Raw genomic sequence first — 17,999 nt, 5'->3', positions numbered from 1 at the left:
CCTCACAACCGAGGCAGCCGGAAGGTGTGCCGGTCGGCGCCGCCGGCGCCCACCGCGATGGCCATCTCGTAGATGGCCAGGATCTCCTCCGTGACGCGGGACCAGTCGTAGCGCCGCACCCCGGCCGCGGCGGCCTGGCGGTAGCGCTGCCGCCGCTCGTCGTCGCCGAGCATCGCGATGGCCTCGGCGGCCAGCGCCTTGGAGTCGCCGACGGGGACCAGCGCGCCGAGCCGGCCGCCGTCGAGCACCGTCCGGAATGCTTCCAGCTCGCTGGCCAGGACCGGCGCGCCGGCGGCCATGGCCTCGGCGAGCACGATGCCGAACGACTCCCCGCCGATGTGCGGTGCGACGTAGATGTCGCTGCTGGCGAGCATGGCGGCCTTGTCCTCGTCGCTGACGCCGCCGAGGAACTGGACGGCGTCGCGATGGCGCGGGTCGATGCCGCGGCGGATCTCGTCGATCTCGCCCCGCCCGGCGACCAGCAGGCGCGCTTCCGGGAAGGCGTCGTGGACGACCGGCCAGGCCTCGAGCAGGACCTGCAGGCCCTTGCGTGGCTCGTCCAGGCGGCCGAGGAAGGACAGTGTGCCGTCGGCGGAGAGCCACTCCGGCCGCGGTGGGACGGCGAACCGGTCGACGTACAGCCCGTTCGGGATCAGCACGGCGTCGCCGCCGAGGTGCTGGACGACCGTGCGGCGGGCTTCTTCGGACACCGCGATGTGGGCGGTGAACTTCTCGAACGCCGACTTCAGGATGCCCTGCGCGGCACTCATGGCGCGCGACCGGCGCATCGCGGAGTGCGACGTGGCGACCAGGGGCACCTCCGCCCACAGGGTGGTGATGAGCCCGAGGCTCAGTGACGCCGGTTCGTGGACGTGGACGACGTCGAACTCGTTGTCCAGCAGCCAGCGGCGCACCCGCGCGGCGATGCGGGGCCCGAACGCCACCCGGGCGACGGAGCCGTTGTACGGGACGGACACCGGCCGTCCGACGGTGACAACGTACGGCGGCAGGTCGTCATCGTCGTCGCCGGGTGCCAGCACGGAGACGGTGTGCCCGCGCCGGGTCAGCTCCTCCGTGAAGTCGCGGATGTGCACCTGGACGCCGCCGGGGACGTCCCAGGAGTACGGGCAGGCGATGCCGACCTTCATGGCAGCACCGGCTGTGCTCGGCGCGGGTCGTCGGCGTCGAGGTCGGCGAGGAACATGCGCTGGGTCATGTGCCAGTCCTCGGGGTTGCGGGCGATGCCCGTCTCGAACGCGTCGGCGATGCGCTGGGTCATCGTGGCCAGGCGGTCACCGCGTTCTTCCGGCACCTCGATCTCCTCGTGGAACGTGACGGCCAAGGAGTGGTCGGGCTCGCGGCCCTCGTACGCCAGCGTGGCCGGGAGCAGCGCGGCGCCGGTGCGCAGCGCGAGCATGGCGCTGCCGGCCGGCATCCGGGTCGGCTCGCCGAAGAGCGTGACCGGCACGCCGCGGCGGGACAGGTCGCGTTCGGCCGGCAGGCACACCAGCCCGCCCCGGCGCAGGTGTTCGGCCAGGTCCGACATGACGCCGTTGCCGCCAAGGGGGTGCACGGTCATGCCCAGGGCCTCGCGGTAGGTGACGAACCGCTCGTAGAGCTTCTCCGGCCGCAGCCGCTCGGCGACGGTGGCGAGCGGCGCACCGGTGAGGCAGGCCCAGGCGCCGGCCCAGTCCCAGTTGCCCATGTGCGGTAGCGCCACGACGACGCCCCGACCGGAGGCCATGGCCGACCGGAAGCGGTCCTCGTTGACGACGCGGACCCGCTCGATGATGCGCTCGTGGCTCCATTCCGACATCCGGAAGGCGTCGCACCAGTACCGCATGTAGGAGCGGGCGCCGAGCCGGGTCAGTTCGCGCAGTTCCTCTGGCTCGTACTTGCCCACCCGGGCCAGGTTCAGTTCGAGCCGCCGCACCGACGGGCTGCGCCGGCGCCAGGACAGGTCGGCGATGGCGCGGAAGGAGCGGTAGGCCGCGCGCTCCGGCATGTTCTGCACGGCCGTCCAGCCGGTGCTGTACAGCCACAGCTGCCGCTGCTCGCTGAATGCGCTCACTCCCGTGCCGCCTGCCGCCTGACCTCGCGAACGCGGTGCCACACCGTCCACGCGCTCGCTGCCGCCAACAGCCAGAGTAGGACCTCGAGCACGGCGACGGGCAGGTCGAGCAGGCCGACCAGGCCGGTGACGACGAGGATGGCGACCAGCCGGTCGGCCCGCTCGGCGATGCCGCCGCCGGCCGTGTAGCCGAGGCTCTCGGCGCGCGCCTTGGCGTAGGAGACGACGGCCCCGAGGGTGAGGCACGTGATCAGCAGCGCGGTCATTCGCAGGCTGTCGCCGTCGCCGGCGAACCACATGGCCAGGCCGCCGAAGATGGCGGCGTCGCCGAATCGGTCGAGGGTGGAGTCGAGGAACGCGCCCCAGCCGCTCTTGCGCCCCTTCAACCGGGCCATGATGCCGTCGATGTTGTCGAAGAAGACGAACGCGGTGATGAACAGCGTCCCCCACAGGAACTCGCCGCGCGGGTAGAACGCGACTGCGCCGGCGACCACGCCGAGCGTGCCGATCACCGTCACCGCGTCCGGGGTGAGGCCCAGCCGCAACAGGCCGCGCGCGGCCGGTGTGAGGATGCGAGTGGTGTAAACCCGCGTGTACTTGTCGAGCATCGCCCGTCCGTTCGGCTCCGAGGTGTCCGCGACCGGTTGGCTGTACGAACAGCACCCGGCGCCGCCATGCTACTGATGTTGGTGCCGAGGGCCTTGCGCATCCACGCTTCGCGCACCAAAGTGGCCATCACCACATCGTGTTCCCAACCCGAAAGCGGCGGCGCAACGAGGCGCTCGAACCGCCGGCGGCGTCGCCCTGCGAGGCAGGAGGCTGGCGCATGGCGACACGACACCAGGCAGTAGACGCCACCGAGGCCGGCGGCACACCACCGGCCGGCGGGGTGGACGTGCGCAACGTCGTCCTCGTCGGCCACACCGGTGCTGGCAAGACCACACTCGTCGAGGCCCTCCTCGTCGCATCCGGGACGATCCACCGGCCCGGACGCGTCGAGGACGGCACCACGGTGTGCGACCACGACGACACCGAGATCCGCCAGCAGCGCTCGGTGGGGCTGGCGCTGGCGCCGCTGATGCACCAGCAGGTCAAGATCAACCTATTGGACACGCCCGGCTACGCGGACTTCGTCGGTGACCTGCGGGCCGGGCTGCGCGCGGCGGACTGCGCGCTGTTCGTGGTCTCCGCGGCCGAGCCGATCGACGGCACCACCCGGATGCTGTGGGCGGAATGCGACGCGGTCGGGATGCCGCGCGCCGTTGTCCTGACGAAGCTCGACCACCCGCGTGCCGACTACGCCGCGACCCTCGCCGCCTGCCGCGACGGATTCGGCGAGAAGGTGCTGCCGCTCTATCTGCCGACCGGCTCCGACGGCCTGATCGGCCTGCTCAGTGGCCGGGTGTTCACCTACGCCGACGGCGTTCGGTCCGAGCGCGACCCGTCCGGCGACGAAGCCGGCCCGCTCGAGGACGCCCGCGGTGAGCTGATCGAGGGGATCATCGAGGAGTCCGAGGACGAATCGCTCATGGACCGCTACCTCGCCGGCGAGGTCATCGAGATGAAGGTGCTGGTCGACGACCTCGAACGGGCGGTCGCGCGCGGATCGTTCCACCCCGTCATCCCCGTCTGCGCGGCCACCGGCCTGGGCACCCAGGAACTGCTGGAGGTCATGTCCGGCGCGTTCCCGTCCCCCGCCGAGCATCCGTTGCCCGAGGTGACGACGGTCGATGGTGCCCCGCTGGGGCGCGAGATCGGCGCCGACCCGGCCGGGCCGCTGCTGGCCGAGGTGGTCAAGACGACGTCTGATCCTTATGTCGGCCGGGTCAGTCTGGTGCGGATGTTCTCCGGAACGCTGCGCCCGGACGCCACCGTGCACGTGTCCGGCCATTTCCTGGCCGACCGCGGCCACGAGGAGCACGACGAGGACGAACGCGTCGGGTCGCTTTCCTGCCCGCTGGGCAAGACGCTGCGGCCGGTGAGCGAGGCACACGCGGGTGACCTCGTCGCCGTCGCGAAGCTGTCGCGGGCCGAGACCGGCGACACCCTCTCGGACAAGGACAACCCGCTGCTGATGCGGCCGTGGTCCATGCCCGAGCCACTGCTGCCGGTGGCCATCGTGCCGGCGGCCAAGGCCGACGAGGACAAGCTCGCGCAGGGATTGTCCCGGCTGGTGGCCGAGGACCCGACCCTGCGGGTCGAGAACAACCCCGAGACCCACCAGTTGGTGCTCTGGACCATGGGCGAGGCCCACGCGGACCTGCTGCTGGACCGGCTCGGCTCGCGCTACGGCGTGCACGTCGAGCAGGTGGGGCTGCGGGTGCCGTTGCGTGAGACGCTGGCAGGCAAGGCCACCGCCCGCGGCCGGCACGTGAAGCAGACCGGCGGCCACGGGCAGTATGCCGTCTGCGAGATCGAGGTGGAACCGCTGCCCGAAGGCTCCGGCTTCGAGTTCGTCGACAGGGTCGTCGGTGGCGCCGTCCCCCGGCAGTTCATCCCGTCGGTCGAGAAGGGCGTGCGGGCTCAGATGGAGCGCGGCACGACCGCCGCGGCCTATCCGATGGTCGACATCAAGGTGACGTTGTTCGACGGCAAGGCGCACAGCGTCGACTCCTCCGACATGGCGTTCCAGACCGCCGGCGGGCTGGCGTTGAAGGAGGCCGCCGCGGCTGCCGGGGTGAACCTGCTGGAGCCCGTCGACGAGATCTCGGTCATGGTGCCCGACGACTACGTGGGCGCGGTGATGGGCGACCTGGCCGGGCGCCGTGGCCGGGTGCTGGGTACGGAGGCGGTCGGCCAGGGTCGCACGGTGGTGCGCGCCGAGGTGCCGCAGACCGAGATCGTGCGCTACGCGATCGACCTGCGGGCGATGAGCCACGGCACCGGCACGTTCACCCGCACCTACGCCCGGTACGACCCGATGCCGCACAACCTCGCCGCGAAGATCCTCTCGGCCGCGAAGGATTGATGCCGTTACACCATCGAAGGTACCCTTACACCATGGCGCTGAACATCAAGGACCCGACGACGGAACGGCTCGCCGCGGAGCTGGCCGCACTGACGCAGGACACCAAGACCGGCGCGATTCGCAGTGCCTTGGAGGATCGGCTCGCAAGGGTGCTGGCGGCCAGGGTCGCCGCCGACCGCCGGCAGCGCCTCCAGCGCTTCCTGGTCGACGAGGTGTGGCCGCAGATACCCGTCGAGATCCGTGGCCATGCCCCCACGAAGCAGCAGCGTGAGGAGATCCTCGGTATCGGGGCGGAGGGCGTGTGATCGTCGACAGTTCCGCGGTGGTGTCGATCCTGCTCGGCGAACCCAATCACGAGCTCCTGCTCGATCATCTCGTCGACGCGGCCGACGTGGGCATTGGCGTTCCCACCCTGGTGGAGACCGGCATCGTGCTCGCGGCGCGGCTGGGGCCGTCCGGTTCGAGCCTGCTGGGCCGGTTCGTCACCGAGGCCGGGCTACGACCTGTCGAGGTCACCGGCGCGCACTGGCCGGTCGCCGTCGGCGCCTACCTCAGATATGGCAAGGGCCGGCATCCGGCGGCACTGAACTTCGGGGACTGCCTGACGTACGCGGTCGCTGCCGTCAGCGGCCGGCCGTTGCTCTGCGTCGGCGACGACTTCCCGCAGACCGATCTGGACCTGGTCGCCTGAGGCCGTCCGGGCGTCGGACCAGGTCAGGCTCCGGTGGCTCGGTGCACGAAGTCGGCCAGGTCGGCGCTCTGCCGCAGCCGGCTGGGCTCGTGCACGTACATCATGTGTCCGGCCTCGTAGTAGCGCCGCTCGATGTTGCCCTGCAGCTCGGCCGGGATGCGAACGTGCGCGAGGTCGTCCTCGGCGCACGAGAACGGGGTGGCGCCGTCGTAGTAGCCGAACGCGGTGTGCACGAGCAGGTGCGGGTTCTGCCGCATCGCCCGGGAGAGACGGTCGAGCACGGACACCGACGCGTTCTCGAACTCCTTGTAGCTCCACTTCCCGATGACGTCCGGGCCGAACACGTGGAACGGCGAGGTGTCCTCGACGCCGAGCTCGGCGCGCACGTAGTGCTGGTACGCGGTCGCGTATGGCCCGAGGATCGCGTCCATGGACGGGTCGGAGTCCATCCCCTCGGCGATCTGGCTGGCGGCCGGGCCGGTGAAGCGGGAGTCGAGGCGCCCGATCGTCAGGGCGTCGTCGCGCCGCAGCTCGGTGAAGTAGCGCCAGTGCTCGAGGCGCAGGTCCGCGCGGGAGACGTAGTCTTCGCTGATCCCGGTCAGGCGGGCGAGGGTGGCGACGGCGTCGGCGCGCTCCTGCGGGCTCAGCCGGGAGCCACGGGCCAGCACGTACAGGTAGTCGCGCGCGGCGTAGGCCTCGGCTTCGGCGACGACGTCGGTGAGCTCCCGGCCCGGGTGTTTGCCGTGGTAGTGCGCGGTGGCGGCGTAGAACGGCAGGAACCGCGCATAGGCGTGGTCGTTGCCCTCCTTGAAGTCGTGCACGCCGAAGTTGAGGACGCACGAGATGAGCATGAGCCCGTTGAGGTACATGCCGGTGCTCTGCAGGTGCTGGGCGAGCGCGGCGGCGCGGGTGGTGCCGTACGACTCCCCCGCCAGCAGCTTCGGCGACAGCCAGCGGCCCTCGGCCGTGATCCACTGGCGGATGATCTCGCCGACGGACTCGATGTCGGCGGTGAACCCGTGGAAGTCGCCTGCCTTCTCGCCGTCCACCACCCGCGAACGGCCGGTGGAGACCGGGTCGATGAACACCAGATCGCTGACGGTGAGCAGGGACTCCGGATTGTCGGCGAGCGCGTAAGGAGGCGGGGCCAGGGCGCCGACGTCGCCCATGACGACGCGGCGCGGGCCGAGTAAGCCCAAGTGCAGCCACACGCTCGCCGAGCCCGGCCCGCCGTTGAAGGCGAAGGTCACCGGCCGGCTACCGGGTTCGGCGTCGTCGAGGGTGTACGCCGTCAGGCCGACCTGGGCGCGGGGGCGGCGGCCCTTCCACACCCCGTCCTCGACCTTGTCCTCCCACAGGACCACCCGGCCAGCCTTGGCCGTGTAGTGCAGCGGGCCGTCCGGGGTGTCGAGGACGTGCTGGGTGGTGATCAGCTCGTCCTCGACCTGCGGCGGGTCAGCGGCGGCGGGCTCGGAGCCGGAAGAGCTGGGCGGGGGCGTCGGTTCGGCGTCGCTCATCGCGGCCGACCTTATCGGTGCCGCCGGCGCCCGGCCGGCGCCGGGTCAGCGCGGCCAGAGGTCGGGTCAACACGGCCAGAGGTCGGGTCAGCGCGGCCAGGCGGCGGCGAGCAACGTCCGGGTGTCGGCCAGCAGCTGCGGCATGATCTTCGTGTTGTCGAGCACCGTCATGAAGTTGGCGTCGCCGTTCCACCGCGGTACCACGTGCTGGTGCAGGTGGGCCGACAGCGAACCGCCGGCCACGCCGCCGAGGTTGAGGCCGACGTTGAAGCCGTGCGGGCTGGACGCGGCGCGGACCGCCCGGACGGCTTCCTGCGTCATCGAGGTGAGCTCGCGCGACTCGTCGTCGGTGAGCGTCTCGAACTCGCCGGTGTGCCGGTACGGAACCACCATGAGATGGCCGGGGTTGTACGGGTGCAGGTTCAGCACCGCGTAGGCCGTCCGCCCACGCCGCAGGATCAGCCCGTCCTCGTCGGACAGCGTCGGGATCTCGCAGAGCGGGCAGCCGTCGCCGTCAACCCCGTTGCCGGGCTCACGGTTGATGTACGCCATCCGGTACGGCGTCCATAGCCGCTCCAGGCGGTCGGTCTCGGGCACCGCTCATCCTCCGATCAAGGCCTGCACGGCGTCGATGTCCGGAACGACGTGCCGGAGGCCGGCAACGTCTCCGAACGCCTTGTCCGCCGAGACGAGGCCGTCGGCGCCCGCGTTCACAGCGGTCGCGGCCAGGATCGCCTCGAAACTGCCCAGCCGGCCGGAGCTCCGGTAGATCGCGATGCCGGTGCGTAGGTCGTTCTCGTCGACGCGCAGCAGCGGTGAGAACGTGTCGACGACGTCCAGGGCCAGCGACGCGGCGTCCTCGCGCCCTCGGCGGCGCGCTCGGACGTGTGTGAACTCCTGCACGACCTCCACCGTGGTGGTCGCGCGCACCCGCCCGTCGCGCACCGCCTGGACCAGCGACCGGCATGGTTCGCGATACGGGTGCTCGGTGCCCACCGCATAGACGAGCACCGTCGTGTCGACGACGATCACCCGCGCCGGCCCCGTAGCTGGTCGAGCTCGTCCAGCAGCTCGTCCACCTCGGGAACGTCCATCGGCTCCGCCGCGAGGAACCGAGACGCCGCCTCTTCCCGCGGGCGCCCGGTGGTGGGCAGCCCGCGGTCGATGGCCTCGCGGATGACCGTCGCCACCGAGACGTGTCGCGACGCTGCTACAGCGATGACGCGCCGGTGCCTCTCCTCGTCCAGGAGGATCTGCAGGCGATGGGTCATGGACATGCACATACATTAGCATGTGCATGTCCTGACCTGGGGATTCAGGCGTCAGACCTTAGACCTGGACGCGACGGCGTACCGCGTCGACGATCTCGGCCACGGCCTCCTGGACGGGTACCCCGTTCTTCTGGCTGCCGTCGCGGTAGCGGAAGGAGACCGCGTCCTTGGCGACGTCGTCGTCGCCGGCGATGAGCATGAAGGGGATCTTCTGCTTCTGCGCGGTGCGGATCTTCTTCTGCATGCGGTCGTCGGAGCGGTCGACCTCGACGCGCACCCCCTGCTCGGCCAGCACGGCAGCGACCTTCTCCAGGTGCGGCACGTGCTCGTCGGCGATCGGGATGCCGACCGCCTGGACGGGGGCAAGCCAAGGCGGGAACGCGCCGGCGTAGTGCTCGGTCAGCACGCCGATGAACCGCTCGATGGAACCGAACTTCGCCGAGTGGATCATGACCGGCTGCTGCCGGGACCCGTCGGCGGCCTGGTACTCCAGCTCGAACCGGGCCGGCTGGTTGAAGTCGAGCTGGATGGTCGACATCTGCCAGGTGCGGCCGATGGCGTCGCGGGTCTGCACCGAGATCTTGGGGCCGTAATAGGCGGCGCCGCCCGGGTCGGGCACCAGCTCGAGGCCGGACGCCTTCCCGACCTCTTCGAGCGTGCGGGTCGCCTGCTCCCACTGCTCGTCGGTGCCGATGAACTTGTCCGAGCCGGGGTCGCGGGTGGACAGCTCGAGGTAGTAGTCGTCCAGCCCGAAGTCCTTCAGCAGGCCGAGCACGAAGTCCAGCAGGTGTTTGATCTCGTCGGCGGCCTGCTCCTGCGTGACGTAGGAGTGCGAGTCGTCCTGCGTCATCCCCCGCACCCGGGTCAGGCCGTGCACCACGCCGGACTTCTCGTAGCGGTACACCGAGCCGAACTCGAACAGCCGCAGCGGTAGCTCCCGGTACGAACGGCCCCGCGAGCGGTAGATGAGGTTGTGCATCGGGCAGTTCATGGCCTTGAGGTAGTAGGAGCTGCCCTCCAGTTCCATGGGCGGGAACATGCCGTCGGCGTAGTACGGCAGGTGCCCGGAGGTCTCGAACAGGCCCTGCTTGGAGACGTGCGGGGTGCCGACGTACTCGAAACCCTCTTCCAGGTGCCGGCGGCGGACGTAGTCCTCCATCTCCCGCTTGATGACGCCGCCCTTGGGGTGGAACACCGGCAGGCCGGAGCCGAGCTCGTCCGGGAAGCTGAACAGGTCGAGCTCGCGGCCCAGCTTGCGGTGGTCGCGTCGCTCGGCCTCGGCCAGCCGGTCGAGGTAGTCCTTGAGCGCCTCACGGCTCTCCCAGGCGGTGCCGTAGATGCGCTGCAGCTGCGGGTTCTTCTCGCTGCCCCGCCAGTACGCGGCGGCCACGCGCATCAGCTTGAACGCCGGGATGGCGCGGGTGGTCGGCAGGTGCGGGCCGCGGCAGAGGTCCTTCCAGGCCAGCTCCCCGTCGGGCTTCACGTTGTCGTAGATGGTCAGCTCGCCGGCGCCGACCTCGGCCGACGCGCCTTCCGCCGCCGCTTCCGCGCCGCCGCCCTTCAGGCCGATGAGCTCGAGCTTGTACGGCTCGCCGGCCAGCTCGGCGCGGGCGTCGTCGTCGCTGACCGGGCGGCGCACGAACGACTGCCGCTCCTTGACGATCTGCTGCATCTTCTTCTCGATGCTCTTCAGGTCATCGGGTGTGAACGGCTCGGCGACGTCGAAGTCGTAGTAGAAGCCGTTCTCGACCGGCGGGCCGATGCCGAGCTTGGCCTGCGGGTACAGCTCCTGCACGGCCTGGGCCATGACATGGGCCGTCGAGTGGCGCAGGATGTCGCGGCCGTCGCGCGAGTCGATGGCGACAGGCTCGACGTCGTCGCCGTCGGCCAGCACGCGGGCGAGGTCGACCAGCGTGTCGCCGACCCGGGCGGCTATCACCGTGGACTGGTCGGCGAACAGGTCCGCCGCCGTCGTGCCCGCATCGACCTGTCGCTCGCTGCCGGCGACGACGATGCGGATCTGTTCGGACACGACTGCTCCTCGGAAGTGACGGGGTGGTTGACGAACGCGCCCGATGCTACCCGCTACAGGCGAGCCACGATCGCGTCCGCCAGCCGTCCGGCCGCGCCGTCGGCGTGGGCGAGGAACACACTCGGCTCGGTCAGCTCCACCTCCAGCACCACGGGCGTGCCGTCGGCTCCCGGGATGACGTCGACCCGCGCGTACAGGAGGTCCTGGTGGCTCCCGGGGACGACGTCGAGGGCCGCCCGGGCCAGCTCGCGCTCGGCCGCCGCCGGCACCCGCGGGTCGATCTGCTCGGCACGGAACAGCTCGCCGTCGTCGCCCCGGTACGGCCCGTCGAGCATCGGGCCCTTGCGGATGGCGTGGCTGTAGACGCCGTCGAAGTGCAGCAGCGCCGTCTCCCCGGCGGTGTCGACGGCGCTCAGATACGGCTGGAGCATGACGGTGGCGCCCCGGCCGAGCAACCGCGCCGCGAGCTCCTCGGCCAGCCGGCGCTCTGCCGGGTCGGAGAGCCGGTACCGGCCGGTGTCGGCGGACCCGGCACTCACCGCGGGCTTCAGGACGTACTCCCCCGCCTCGGGAAGCTCGACGACGCCCCCCGGCTCCAGCCAGGTGGTGGGCACGACGGGGACACCGGCGGTGGCGAGGTCGCGCAGATACCGCTTGTCGGTGTTCCATTCGATGATCTTGACCGGGTTGGCCAGCCTGGGCACCGACCGCGCCCACGCCAGGAACTCGTCGCGCCGGCGCGCGTAGTCCCATGGATTGCGCACGACGACGAGGTCGAACCCGGCCCAGTCGACGGCCGGGTCGTCCCACACCGCCGGCACGGCCTCGACACCGCGGGCCGCGAGCGGCGGCAACAGCAGCTGGTCGTCAGGGTCGAGGTCGGGTAGCTCGGCGCAGGTGACCAGCGCGACTTGCGGCATCGCGGTGTTCCTTCCAGGGCGGCGAAGCGAGACAGCCCCGACGATACCGGTCGCGCCTGACACCGCCGGATACCGCGGAGTGCCGCTGGGTCTCCACCTGATCGTCGGTGTGTCACCTGATCGGTTCCGTGGCGGCGATCAGATGACGATCGCACCCGTGGGCGGCGCGAATCGGGCACCTGATCGTCTCCAGCTTGTGGACCCGAAAGGATCAGCTGACCTCGACGCGGCAATGCGGCGTGATCGGTCACCTGATCGCTCCCGCCGAGGGCACCGGGCGCAGTCAGGCGAACAGGTGTTCCCCGCCGGACAATTGCACCCGGCCGTCGAATGTCTTGTCCGGGTACCAGCCGACGCTGTCGATGGCGGAGAACCCGCGCAGCCGTTCCAGGTGCTCGACCATGGCGCGGCGCGTTTCGGCGTCGGGCAGCGGACCGGTCAGGGCGCCGAGGTCGTCGTCGATGTGGTCGGGGTCGCGGGTCGCCACCACCGCGCAGGTGACCGCCGGATGCGACAGCACGTACTTGAGGAAGTACTGGGCCCACGTGTCGCAGCCGAGGTCACGGATGGCGAACCGGGGCAACGGCCGGTTGCCCACGACACGGTGCAGCCGGTCCTTCTCCAGCGTCATGTGCGCCAGGACCGCCGTGCTGTGGTCGGCCGCGGCCGGGAGGACGCGGCGCTCGGCGTCCCGGCGGAAGATCGAGTACCGCACCTGCACGACGTCGACGTTGCCGGTGCGGATCCACGCTTCCAGAGCCGGAAAGTAGTGCGTGACGTGGTGGGTGACGCCGACGTAGCGGATGCGGCCTGCCTCCTTCCAGGAGCGCAGGATGGCGACGTTCATCTCCGCGTTGGTGAGCCTGTGCACCTGCATCAGGTCGAAGCGCTCGCGCCACAGGTTGTTCAGCGACCGCTCCAGCGCGCGTTCGGCGTCGCGGCGGTCGCTCAGGAAGTCCCCGGTCGTCCAGAGCTTGTTGGCGATGAACGCCTGGTCGGTGATGCCCAGGTCGGTCATGATGTCGCCGGGTACGTGCTCGGAGTTGCCGTACAGCGGCGACACGTCGAAGACGCGCCCGCCGCCGGTCCAGTACCGCTCGACGACCTCGCGCAGGTGCGCTCGGGGCGCTCCCGGCAGCACGTCGAACGTCATGAACATGCCCAGGCCGAGTGCCGGAAGCCGCTCGCCGGTACCCGGGATCTCCCGCATGAGCAGGTCGCCCGCCGGGGTGGCGGCCGGCCGGTGTTCGGACGTGGGATCGACGGTCATGGTCCTCCCTCGGTCGGGTATCGGGAGCGCCATGGTCGGCCGCCCACCCCTGGCTCGGCTTGCAGGAACCGGCCGTTCTGACAGAAACCGGCCGGCTCACCTGGGCCCGGCGATCACGGGCAGAATGGGAGCCGACACCGAGTGGAGGGCGCGTGAAGGACCTGCTCGTCATCACCAACGGCCGGGCCGGCGGCACGGGCGACGGCGCGACGCGCTCTGCCCTGGACGTGCTGCGCTCCGGCGCGCGGGTGGAAGTCGCCGAGACGCGCGACCCGGCTGAGCTGGCCGCCGTCCTGGGCGGGCTCGGCGACCGGCTGCCGGTGATCCTCGGCGGCGACGGCTCCGTGCACGCGCTCATCGCGGCGGCGCACCGGCTCGGCCGGCTGGGCGGTTCCGGCGCCGAGGCGGGTGCCCGTGAGCGTCCGTTCGAGTTCGGCATCGTGCCCATGGGCACCGGCAACGACCTGGCCCGGACGCTGCGGCTGCCACTGGACCCGGCCGAGGCGGCCAAGGCGGTGCTCGACGGGCAGCCGAGCGACCTGGACGTCCTGGTCGACGACACCGGCGGCGTCGTCGTCAACGCCGTCCACCTGGGCGTGGGAGCCGAGGCCGGGCGACGGGCGGTCCCGCTCAAGCCGCGGCTGGGGAAGCTGGCCTACCCGGTGGGGAGCGCGGTCGCAGGAGCCTCCGCACGCGGCTGGCGGCTGCGGGTGGCGGTCGACGGCCGGGTCGTGGCCGGCGGCGGACGGCGGGTTCTCATGGCGGCGCTCGGCAACGGCGTCACCGTCGGCGGGGGTGCCCGGGTGGCTCCGTCCGCCCACCCCGACGACGGGCAGGCCGACGTCGTCGTGTCGTTCTCGACCGGTTGGCGCGCCCGGCTGGGCTTCGCGGTGGCGTTGGTCCGCGGCCGGCATCCGGAGCGCCACGACGTCGTCGAGGCGCGCGGGCACGCCGTGACGGTGACGGCCGACGAGCCGGTCCCCGTCAACGCCGACGGCGAGCTGTCGATGCTCGAGGCCGACCGGTCGTGGACGGTCCTGCACCACGCGGCCCGGGTGATCGCACCGCCGCCCTGACCCGCCTCTGACCTGCTCAGAGTTCAGCAGCGAGGATCTCCCGGCGGGTGGCCACGCCGTCGTCGCCGACCCGCCCGGTGTGCCAGCGGACCCGGGCGGCGCCGTCGGCGAGTTCGAGGGTGGCCAGGGCGTTGTCGAAGCGCGGGCCGGCCTCGATGGACCAGGCGACGGGCGACCGCGGTACCCGGGCGAACTTCACCAGCGCCGACCCCACCAGGCGGGCGACGGCGAAGGCCGCTGCGCCGTTGAGGTAGCGCAGGGTGGTGCTCAGTGGGTTGCGCACCGGAGAACACACGAGTTGATGCACCCGGCTGGTGGTCTCACCGCGACCGGGGTACCGCAGTTCGGCCGCGTAGGAGTAGTGGACGTCACCGGACAGGAAGCTGATGGTGCGCGGCCGGCGCTCGTCGGGCCCGGTGGCCACCTCGGTGACGAGGTCGGCCATCGCCCGGAACGACGTCCCGAAGGCCGCCCAGTGCTCGAGATCCACCGCCTGGCGCAGGGTCTCCGCGGCGGCGGCGAACCGGCGGCCCCAGGCGCCGGCTGCGGTGGCCTCGTTCCAGGCCTCGAGGTCGTGCAGGCCGCGCGGCAGGAGGTACGGCAGCGACGTGCCGATGAGCAGGTGGTCGACGTGCTCGGTGTCGCGGACCTGCTCGGCGATCCATTCCCATTCGGCGTCGTCGACAATGGTGCGCCGACCCGGGTCGAGCATCCGGCCGCAGCGGGAGTCGATCATGACCAGCCGGGCCGGGCCGATGTCGCGGGTGAAGCTCCAGCGGTACGACGCGGGATCCTGGTCGGCCGTCCAGGCGAACTCGTCGACCACCTCGCCGGCGTCGCCGTCGGCCGCCCGGACGGCGGCGAGCACCGGGTCCGCGGCCAGTTCTGCCGGTGACAGGTTCCCGACGTGCTGGTACAGCCAATACGCCGCGATGCCACCGGTGATGCGCCGGCGCCACCAGGGCTCACGGGCCATGCGCTCACGCCACGCCTGGGAGGTGTTCCAGTCGTCGCGGATGTCGTGGTCGTCGAAGATCATCGCAGCGGGGACGGTGGACAGCAGCCAGCGCACCGCGGGGTCGCTCCACGCCAGCCGGTACAGGTGGGCATACTCCTCGAAGTCGGCCACCTCGGTTCCCGGCGCCTGCCGTGGGTCGCGCCGGGCGCTGATGAACTCCCGCATCGCCGGTGACGTCTCGTCGGCGTACACCTGGTCGCCGAGCAGGATCAGCCCGTCCGGCCGCTCCGCCTCACCGGCCACGGCCAGCCCCAGCGCGAGAGCACGCAGCGCATCGGTGCCGTAGACGCGGTTGTGCCGGTCGTCATGCGGGACGCTCATCCGGCACGAACCGAAGACCATCCGCACCGGACCGTCGTCGCGGGTACGGATGACCGGCTGCGGGAAGGGGCCGTCCGGTTCCGGCCAGGCGGGCTCGCCGTCGACGTCGACGGTGTACGGCGTGGACGTCCCCGGCTCGAGGCCGTCGACCTCGACCAGGGCGTAATGGTGGCCGTGGACGGTGAACGTGCGCGCCTCGGCGTCGAGGACGCGCACGGTGGCCGGCCGGCTGGTCTCCACCCAGACCAGCGCCGACTCCCGGCCGACGTGGCGCAGCATCGGCCCCAGGACGATGGAGCTGGGCACCTAACGCCTCCAGAACTCGGCTGACCGACGATACAAGCGGAGGCTCACCCTAGCCGAACCGGATGATTCCGGCGTACGGCCCGGCGTGCCGCCCGTCGCGTCCGCCGGCAGACGATCGCGGCCGGTGTCGCGGCCGCAGGCATCGATTCGGGCGCAGGGGGTACGGCACGCACGGGCCGCCTCCCTGAGACCGGACGAAGGCGGCGAAGGCGCTGACAGCGGAGGGGTTCTCGGGTGACGGAAGATCGAGCAGCCGAGCGGAACTGGCCGGCGGGGCACGGCCGATACGAGGCTCAGCTCAGTCTCGAACTGGACCTGGACGTCGTGGGCCTGGCGGCCGCGTACGGCGACTACGCAGGTGAACGCGGCATCGCCGCCGGCCGGCAGCGGGAGGCGATCATCGGCTGGCTCGACGAGCTGATCGCCGACCTCGAGCAGGACGCGTTCCCGTAGCCGCCGGTCAGGGCGGTGCCGCAATCAGGTCGGGGTGGTTGTTGCGGACGTTGCCCACCCCGGGCCCGACCGGCCGCGCCGTCAACGTGGCGGCGACCTCGGCGGTGCCGGCCCGGGCGAGCTCGGCCAGCGCGACGGTGTCGTCGTGGCCGCGGTCGAGCCAACCGGCCAGCTGGTCACGCGTGAGCATCACCGGCATCCGGTCGTGGATATGGGCCAGGTGCTCGGCGGGGGCGGTGGTCAGGACGCTCGCCGACAGCACCCACCGGTCCGGGTGGTCCGGCGGCAACCGGTCGTCGCGCCACCACTCGAACAGCCCAGCCATCGCCACCACCCCGTCGCGCGGGTGGATGTAGAACGGCTGTTTCCTCCCGCCGGCACCGCGCTGCCATTCGTAGTAGCCGCTGGCCGGTACAACGCAGCGGCGGCGAGCGAACGGGCCGCGATAGGCCGGTTTGCCGGCGGCGGTCTCCAACCGGGCGTTGATCATCTTCGCGCCACCGGCGGTGTCCTTCGCCCAGGGCGGCACCAGTCCCCAACGCGCCGGATGCAGCTGCCGGCCGGCCTCGGGCGGCTGGTCGGTGCGCTCCAGGACGATCGGTACCCGGTCGGTGGGTGCGACGTTGAACGACGGGCCGAGGTCCGACGCACCGGCTCCGGCGACCGCGGCGAACTCGTCCATGAGATCCTCGATCGACGCGTCGACCACGTACCGTCCGCACACGGCCCCGATTCTCGCACCCGCCCGGTGCCGCGGGCCGTCACCCCTCCGGGAGAATCAACGCCTCCCTGAGCCACTGCTCGACGCCGGCGACGTGGACCGTGGCCCACGAGCGGGCGACCTCCGGCTCCCGCGCCCGGATGGCGCGGACGATCGCGTCGTGCTCGGCCAGCGACCGGGCCACTGCCGACTCCTGCGTGACACCACGCCACACCCGAGCCCGGTGCGTGGGGCCGGACATGCTCTCGACCAGTGAAGCGAGCACGGGGTTCCCGGAACCGTCGGCGACCTGCCGGTGGAACTCCAGGTCCGCGGCGACGAACTCCTCGATGTCGGTCTCCGGGCGGATCCCGGACATCACCTCAGCGAGCTTGTCGACCGCCTCCTCGGACATGCGTTGCGCGGCCATCGACGCGGCGGCCGGCTCGATGATGCGCCTGACCTCGAAGAACTGCAGGACGGTGTCGTCGCCGTGGAAGTCGATGACGAACGCCATCGCGTCGAGCAGCAGGTCCGGCGACAGGCTCGTGACGTAGGTGCCGTCGCCCTGCCGCACGTCGAGGACGTGGATGAGGGTCAGCGCCCGCACGGCCTCACGCAGCGAGCTACGGGACAGTCCCAGCCGCTCGGCGAGGTCGGCCTCGCGCGGCAGCCGGTCGCCCGGCTTCAGCTCACCGCTGAGGATCATCTGCTTGATCTTCTCGATCGCGAGGTCGGTCACCGCCATCGCGCTACCTCCCCCAGCCGTCGAACCTGCACGAATATACCGGGTCAGGCGATGCGGGCGGTCTCGCCGTGGTCGACGTGTCGTATCGGCCGGCGGCCCGATCGTCAGGAGAGTAGAAGCAGGTTCCCACGATGAGGAGGACGACCCATGACGTCGACCACGCCCCAGCCGATCCCGGACACCTACCGCCGGGTCACACCGTGCCTCGTGGTCAGCGACGCGGCCGAAGCACTGCGGTTCTACGCCGACGTGTTCGGCGCCATCGAGCGGATGCGCTTCCCGGGCCCGGACGGAACCGTCGCACACGCCGAGATCGTCATCGGCGACTCGGTGGTCATCGTCGAGGACGAGTCCCCGGGCATGGGCACCCAGGCGCCGCCATCCGGGGGGCTCCCCGGTTCGCCGTCGTTCCTGTTCATCTACGTCGAGGACGTCGACGCGGTCGTCACACGGGCGGTCGAACGGGGTGCGGCGCTGCGGCGGCCGCCGCAGGACCAGTTCTACGGTGACCGCGACGGCTTCGTCGTCGACCCGTACGGTCATGGCTGGACCATCGCGACGCACGTCGAGGACGTGCCGCCGCCGGAACTGGCACGGCGGTTGGCCGAGCTGCAGAACCTGAACCAGGGAGCCTGAG

At 71.3% G+C, this 17,999-nt stretch carries 19 protein-coding genes; 6 read left to right on the top strand and 13 right to left on the bottom strand.

The genetic code is table 11. The features are described from left to right. Positions 1 to 2: 2 nt before the first annotated feature. The 3 genes from JIAGA_RS29595 to pgsA are packed head-to-tail and all read right to left on the bottom strand — an operon-like array spanning position 3 to position 2,679. Positions 3 to 1,148 carry a glycosyltransferase family 4 protein gene (locus JIAGA_RS29595; protein WP_051426051.1) on the bottom strand — a complete coding sequence of 382 codons (1,146 nt, stop codon included), beginning with the start codon at positions 1,146 to 1,148 and terminating at the stop codon, positions 3 to 5. Continuing rightward, a complete protein-coding gene (locus JIAGA_RS0113395; RefSeq protein ID WP_026876056.1) occupies positions 1,145 to 2,071 on the bottom strand; it encodes a phosphatidylinositol mannoside acyltransferase in 927 nt (308 codons plus the stop codon). Before JIAGA_RS0113395 ends, JIAGA_RS29595 begins: the two co-directional genes overlap by 4 nt. After that, positions 2,068 to 2,679 (bottom strand): phosphatidylinositol phosphate synthase, encoded by a 612-nt coding sequence (gene pgsA / locus JIAGA_RS0113390; protein ID WP_026876055.1) that lies wholly within the window; start codon positions 2,677 to 2,679, stop codon positions 2,068 to 2,070. Before pgsA ends, JIAGA_RS0113395 begins: the two co-directional genes overlap by 4 nt. Before the next feature lie 218 nt (positions 2,680 to 2,897). On the opposite strand from pgsA, the gene JIAGA_RS0113385 reads away from it, so the two are divergent. From JIAGA_RS0113385 to JIAGA_RS0113375, 3 genes are read left to right on the top strand one after another with little or no spacing between them, the layout of a single operon-like run. Continuing rightward, positions 2,898 to 5,039: an elongation factor G-like protein EF-G2 gene (locus JIAGA_RS0113385; protein ID WP_026876054.1), complete on the top strand. Its 2,142-nt coding sequence runs from the start codon at positions 2,898 to 2,900 to the stop codon at positions 5,037 to 5,039. A gap of 32 nt (positions 5,040 to 5,071) precedes the next feature. Beyond that, positions 5,072 to 5,344 (top strand): type II toxin-antitoxin system VapB family antitoxin, encoded by a 273-nt coding sequence (locus JIAGA_RS0113380; protein WP_026876053.1) that lies wholly within the window; start codon positions 5,072 to 5,074, stop codon positions 5,342 to 5,344. Beyond that, a complete protein-coding gene (locus JIAGA_RS0113375) occupies positions 5,341 to 5,730 on the top strand; it encodes a type II toxin-antitoxin system VapC family toxin (RefSeq protein WP_026876052.1) in 390 nt (129 codons plus the stop codon). The genes JIAGA_RS0113380 and JIAGA_RS0113375 overlap by 4 nt, the downstream gene beginning before the upstream one ends. Positions 5,731 to 5,753: 23 nt before the next feature. Here the strand turns inward: JIAGA_RS0113375 and JIAGA_RS0113370 are convergent, their stop codons facing one another. The 7 genes from JIAGA_RS0113370 to JIAGA_RS29585 all read right to left on the bottom strand — a co-directional run bounded on the left by JIAGA_RS0113370 (position 5,754) and on the right by JIAGA_RS29585 (position 12,740). Next, positions 5,754 to 7,247: a S10 family peptidase gene (locus tag JIAGA_RS0113370; protein WP_026876051.1), complete on the bottom strand. Its 1,494-nt coding sequence runs from the start codon at positions 7,245 to 7,247 to the stop codon at positions 5,754 to 5,756. An 87-nt stretch (positions 7,248 to 7,334) separates the two neighbouring features. Next, positions 7,335 to 7,844, bottom strand: a complete 510-nt coding sequence (locus JIAGA_RS29590) for an HIT family protein (protein WP_051426050.1) — start codon at positions 7,842 to 7,844, stop codon at positions 7,335 to 7,337. 3 nt (positions 7,845 to 7,847) lie between these two features. Then, positions 7,848 to 8,279, bottom strand: a complete 432-nt coding sequence (locus JIAGA_RS0113360) for a type II toxin-antitoxin system VapC family toxin (RefSeq protein WP_026876050.1) — start codon at positions 8,277 to 8,279, stop codon at positions 7,848 to 7,850. Next, positions 8,276 to 8,530 (bottom strand): hypothetical protein, encoded by a 255-nt coding sequence (locus JIAGA_RS0113355; protein ID WP_026876049.1) that lies wholly within the window; start codon positions 8,528 to 8,530, stop codon positions 8,276 to 8,278. Before JIAGA_RS0113355 ends, JIAGA_RS0113360 begins: the two co-directional genes overlap by 4 nt. Before the next feature lie 46 nt (positions 8,531 to 8,576). Next, a complete protein-coding gene (gene thrS / locus JIAGA_RS0113350; RefSeq protein ID WP_026876048.1) occupies positions 8,577 to 10,550 on the bottom strand; it encodes a threonine--tRNA ligase in 1,974 nt (657 codons plus the stop codon). 53 nt (positions 10,551 to 10,603) lie between these two features. Beyond that, positions 10,604 to 11,470 (bottom strand): ATP-grasp domain-containing protein, encoded by an 867-nt coding sequence (locus tag JIAGA_RS35650; RefSeq protein ID WP_026876047.1) that lies wholly within the window; start codon positions 11,468 to 11,470, stop codon positions 10,604 to 10,606. Between the two features lie 283 nt (positions 11,471 to 11,753). Next, a complete protein-coding gene (locus JIAGA_RS29585) occupies positions 11,754 to 12,740 on the bottom strand; it encodes an aldo/keto reductase (RefSeq protein WP_051426049.1) in 987 nt (328 codons plus the stop codon). Between the two features lie 152 nt (positions 12,741 to 12,892). Here JIAGA_RS29585 and JIAGA_RS0113335 point away from each other — a divergent pair, with 152 nt between their 5' ends. After that, positions 12,893 to 13,816, top strand: a complete 924-nt coding sequence (locus JIAGA_RS0113335) for a diacylglycerol/lipid kinase family protein (protein ID WP_026876046.1) — start codon at positions 12,893 to 12,895, stop codon at positions 13,814 to 13,816. Between the two features lie 16 nt (positions 13,817 to 13,832). On the opposite strand, the gene JIAGA_RS0113330 is transcribed toward JIAGA_RS0113335, so the two are convergent. Next, on the bottom strand, positions 13,833 to 15,461 hold the full coding sequence (locus tag JIAGA_RS0113330; protein WP_211239644.1) for an alkaline phosphatase D family protein: 1,629 nt from the start codon (positions 15,459 to 15,461) through the stop codon (positions 13,833 to 13,835). A gap of 234 nt (positions 15,462 to 15,695) precedes the next feature. Between JIAGA_RS0113330 and JIAGA_RS0113325 the strand changes: the two genes are divergently transcribed. Next, on the top strand, positions 15,696 to 15,914 hold the full coding sequence (locus JIAGA_RS0113325; protein WP_026876044.1) for a hypothetical protein: 219 nt from the start codon (positions 15,696 to 15,698) through the stop codon (positions 15,912 to 15,914). A gap of 7 nt (positions 15,915 to 15,921) precedes the next feature. Here JIAGA_RS0113325 and JIAGA_RS0113320 read toward each other — a convergent pair whose 3' ends face one another. Further along, the gene (locus tag JIAGA_RS0113320; RefSeq protein WP_026876043.1) at positions 15,922 to 16,638 is read right to left on the bottom strand and encodes an SOS response-associated peptidase; all 717 of its coding nucleotides are present in this window, start codon (positions 16,636 to 16,638) and stop codon (positions 15,922 to 15,924) included. Positions 16,639 to 16,675: 37 nt separating this feature from the next. Continuing rightward, positions 16,676 to 17,362 (bottom strand): FadR/GntR family transcriptional regulator, encoded by a 687-nt coding sequence (locus tag JIAGA_RS0113315; RefSeq protein WP_026876042.1) that lies wholly within the window; start codon positions 17,360 to 17,362, stop codon positions 16,676 to 16,678. 147 nt (positions 17,363 to 17,509) lie between these two features. Between JIAGA_RS0113315 and JIAGA_RS0113310 the strand changes: the two genes are divergently transcribed. Next, a complete protein-coding gene (locus tag JIAGA_RS0113310) occupies positions 17,510 to 17,998 on the top strand; it encodes a VOC family protein (protein ID WP_026876041.1) in 489 nt (162 codons plus the stop codon). Position 17,999: the final 1 nt, after the last annotated feature.

Source organism: Jiangella gansuensis DSM 44835, from assembly GCF_000515395.1.
Classification (GTDB): Bacteria; Actinomycetota; Actinomycetes; order Jiangellales; family Jiangellaceae; genus Jiangella; species Jiangella gansuensis.
Note: the sequence above shows the minus strand (reverse complement) of the source record. Positions and strands in the feature narration are given on the sequence as shown.

Excerpts from the sequence above, each read along its gene's own strand:
- JIAGA_RS0113385 (WP_026876054.1), top strand. The coding sequence starts at position 2,898 with ATGGCGACACGACACCAGGCAGTAGACGCCACCGAGGCCGGCGGCACA.
- JIAGA_RS35650 (WP_026876047.1), bottom strand. The coding sequence starts at position 11,470 with ATGCCGCAAGTCGCGCTGGTCACCTGCGCCGAGCTACCCGACCTCGAC.
- JIAGA_RS0113355 (WP_026876049.1), bottom strand. The coding sequence starts at position 8,530 with ATGTGCATGTCCATGACCCATCGCCTGCAGATCCTCCTGGACGAGGAG.
- JIAGA_RS0113310 (WP_026876041.1), top strand. The coding sequence starts at position 17,510 with ATGACGTCGACCACGCCCCAGCCGATCCCGGACACCTACCGCCGGGTC.
- JIAGA_RS0113315 (WP_026876042.1), bottom strand. The coding sequence starts at position 17,362 with ATGGCGGTGACCGACCTCGCGATCGAGAAGATCAAGCAGATGATCCTC.
- JIAGA_RS0113370 (WP_026876051.1), bottom strand. The coding sequence starts at position 7,247 with ATGAGCGACGCCGAACCGACGCCCCCGCCCAGCTCTTCCGGCTCCGAG.
- JIAGA_RS29595 (WP_051426051.1), bottom strand. The coding sequence starts at position 1,148 with ATGAAGGTCGGCATCGCCTGCCCGTACTCCTGGGACGTCCCCGGCGGC.
- JIAGA_RS29585 (WP_051426049.1), bottom strand. The coding sequence starts at position 12,740 with ATGACCGTCGATCCCACGTCCGAACACCGGCCGGCCGCCACCCCGGCG.
- pgsA (WP_026876055.1), bottom strand. The coding sequence starts at position 2,679 with ATGCTCGACAAGTACACGCGGGTTTACACCACTCGCATCCTCACACCG.
- JIAGA_RS0113380 (WP_026876053.1), top strand. The coding sequence starts at position 5,072 with ATGGCGCTGAACATCAAGGACCCGACGACGGAACGGCTCGCCGCGGAG.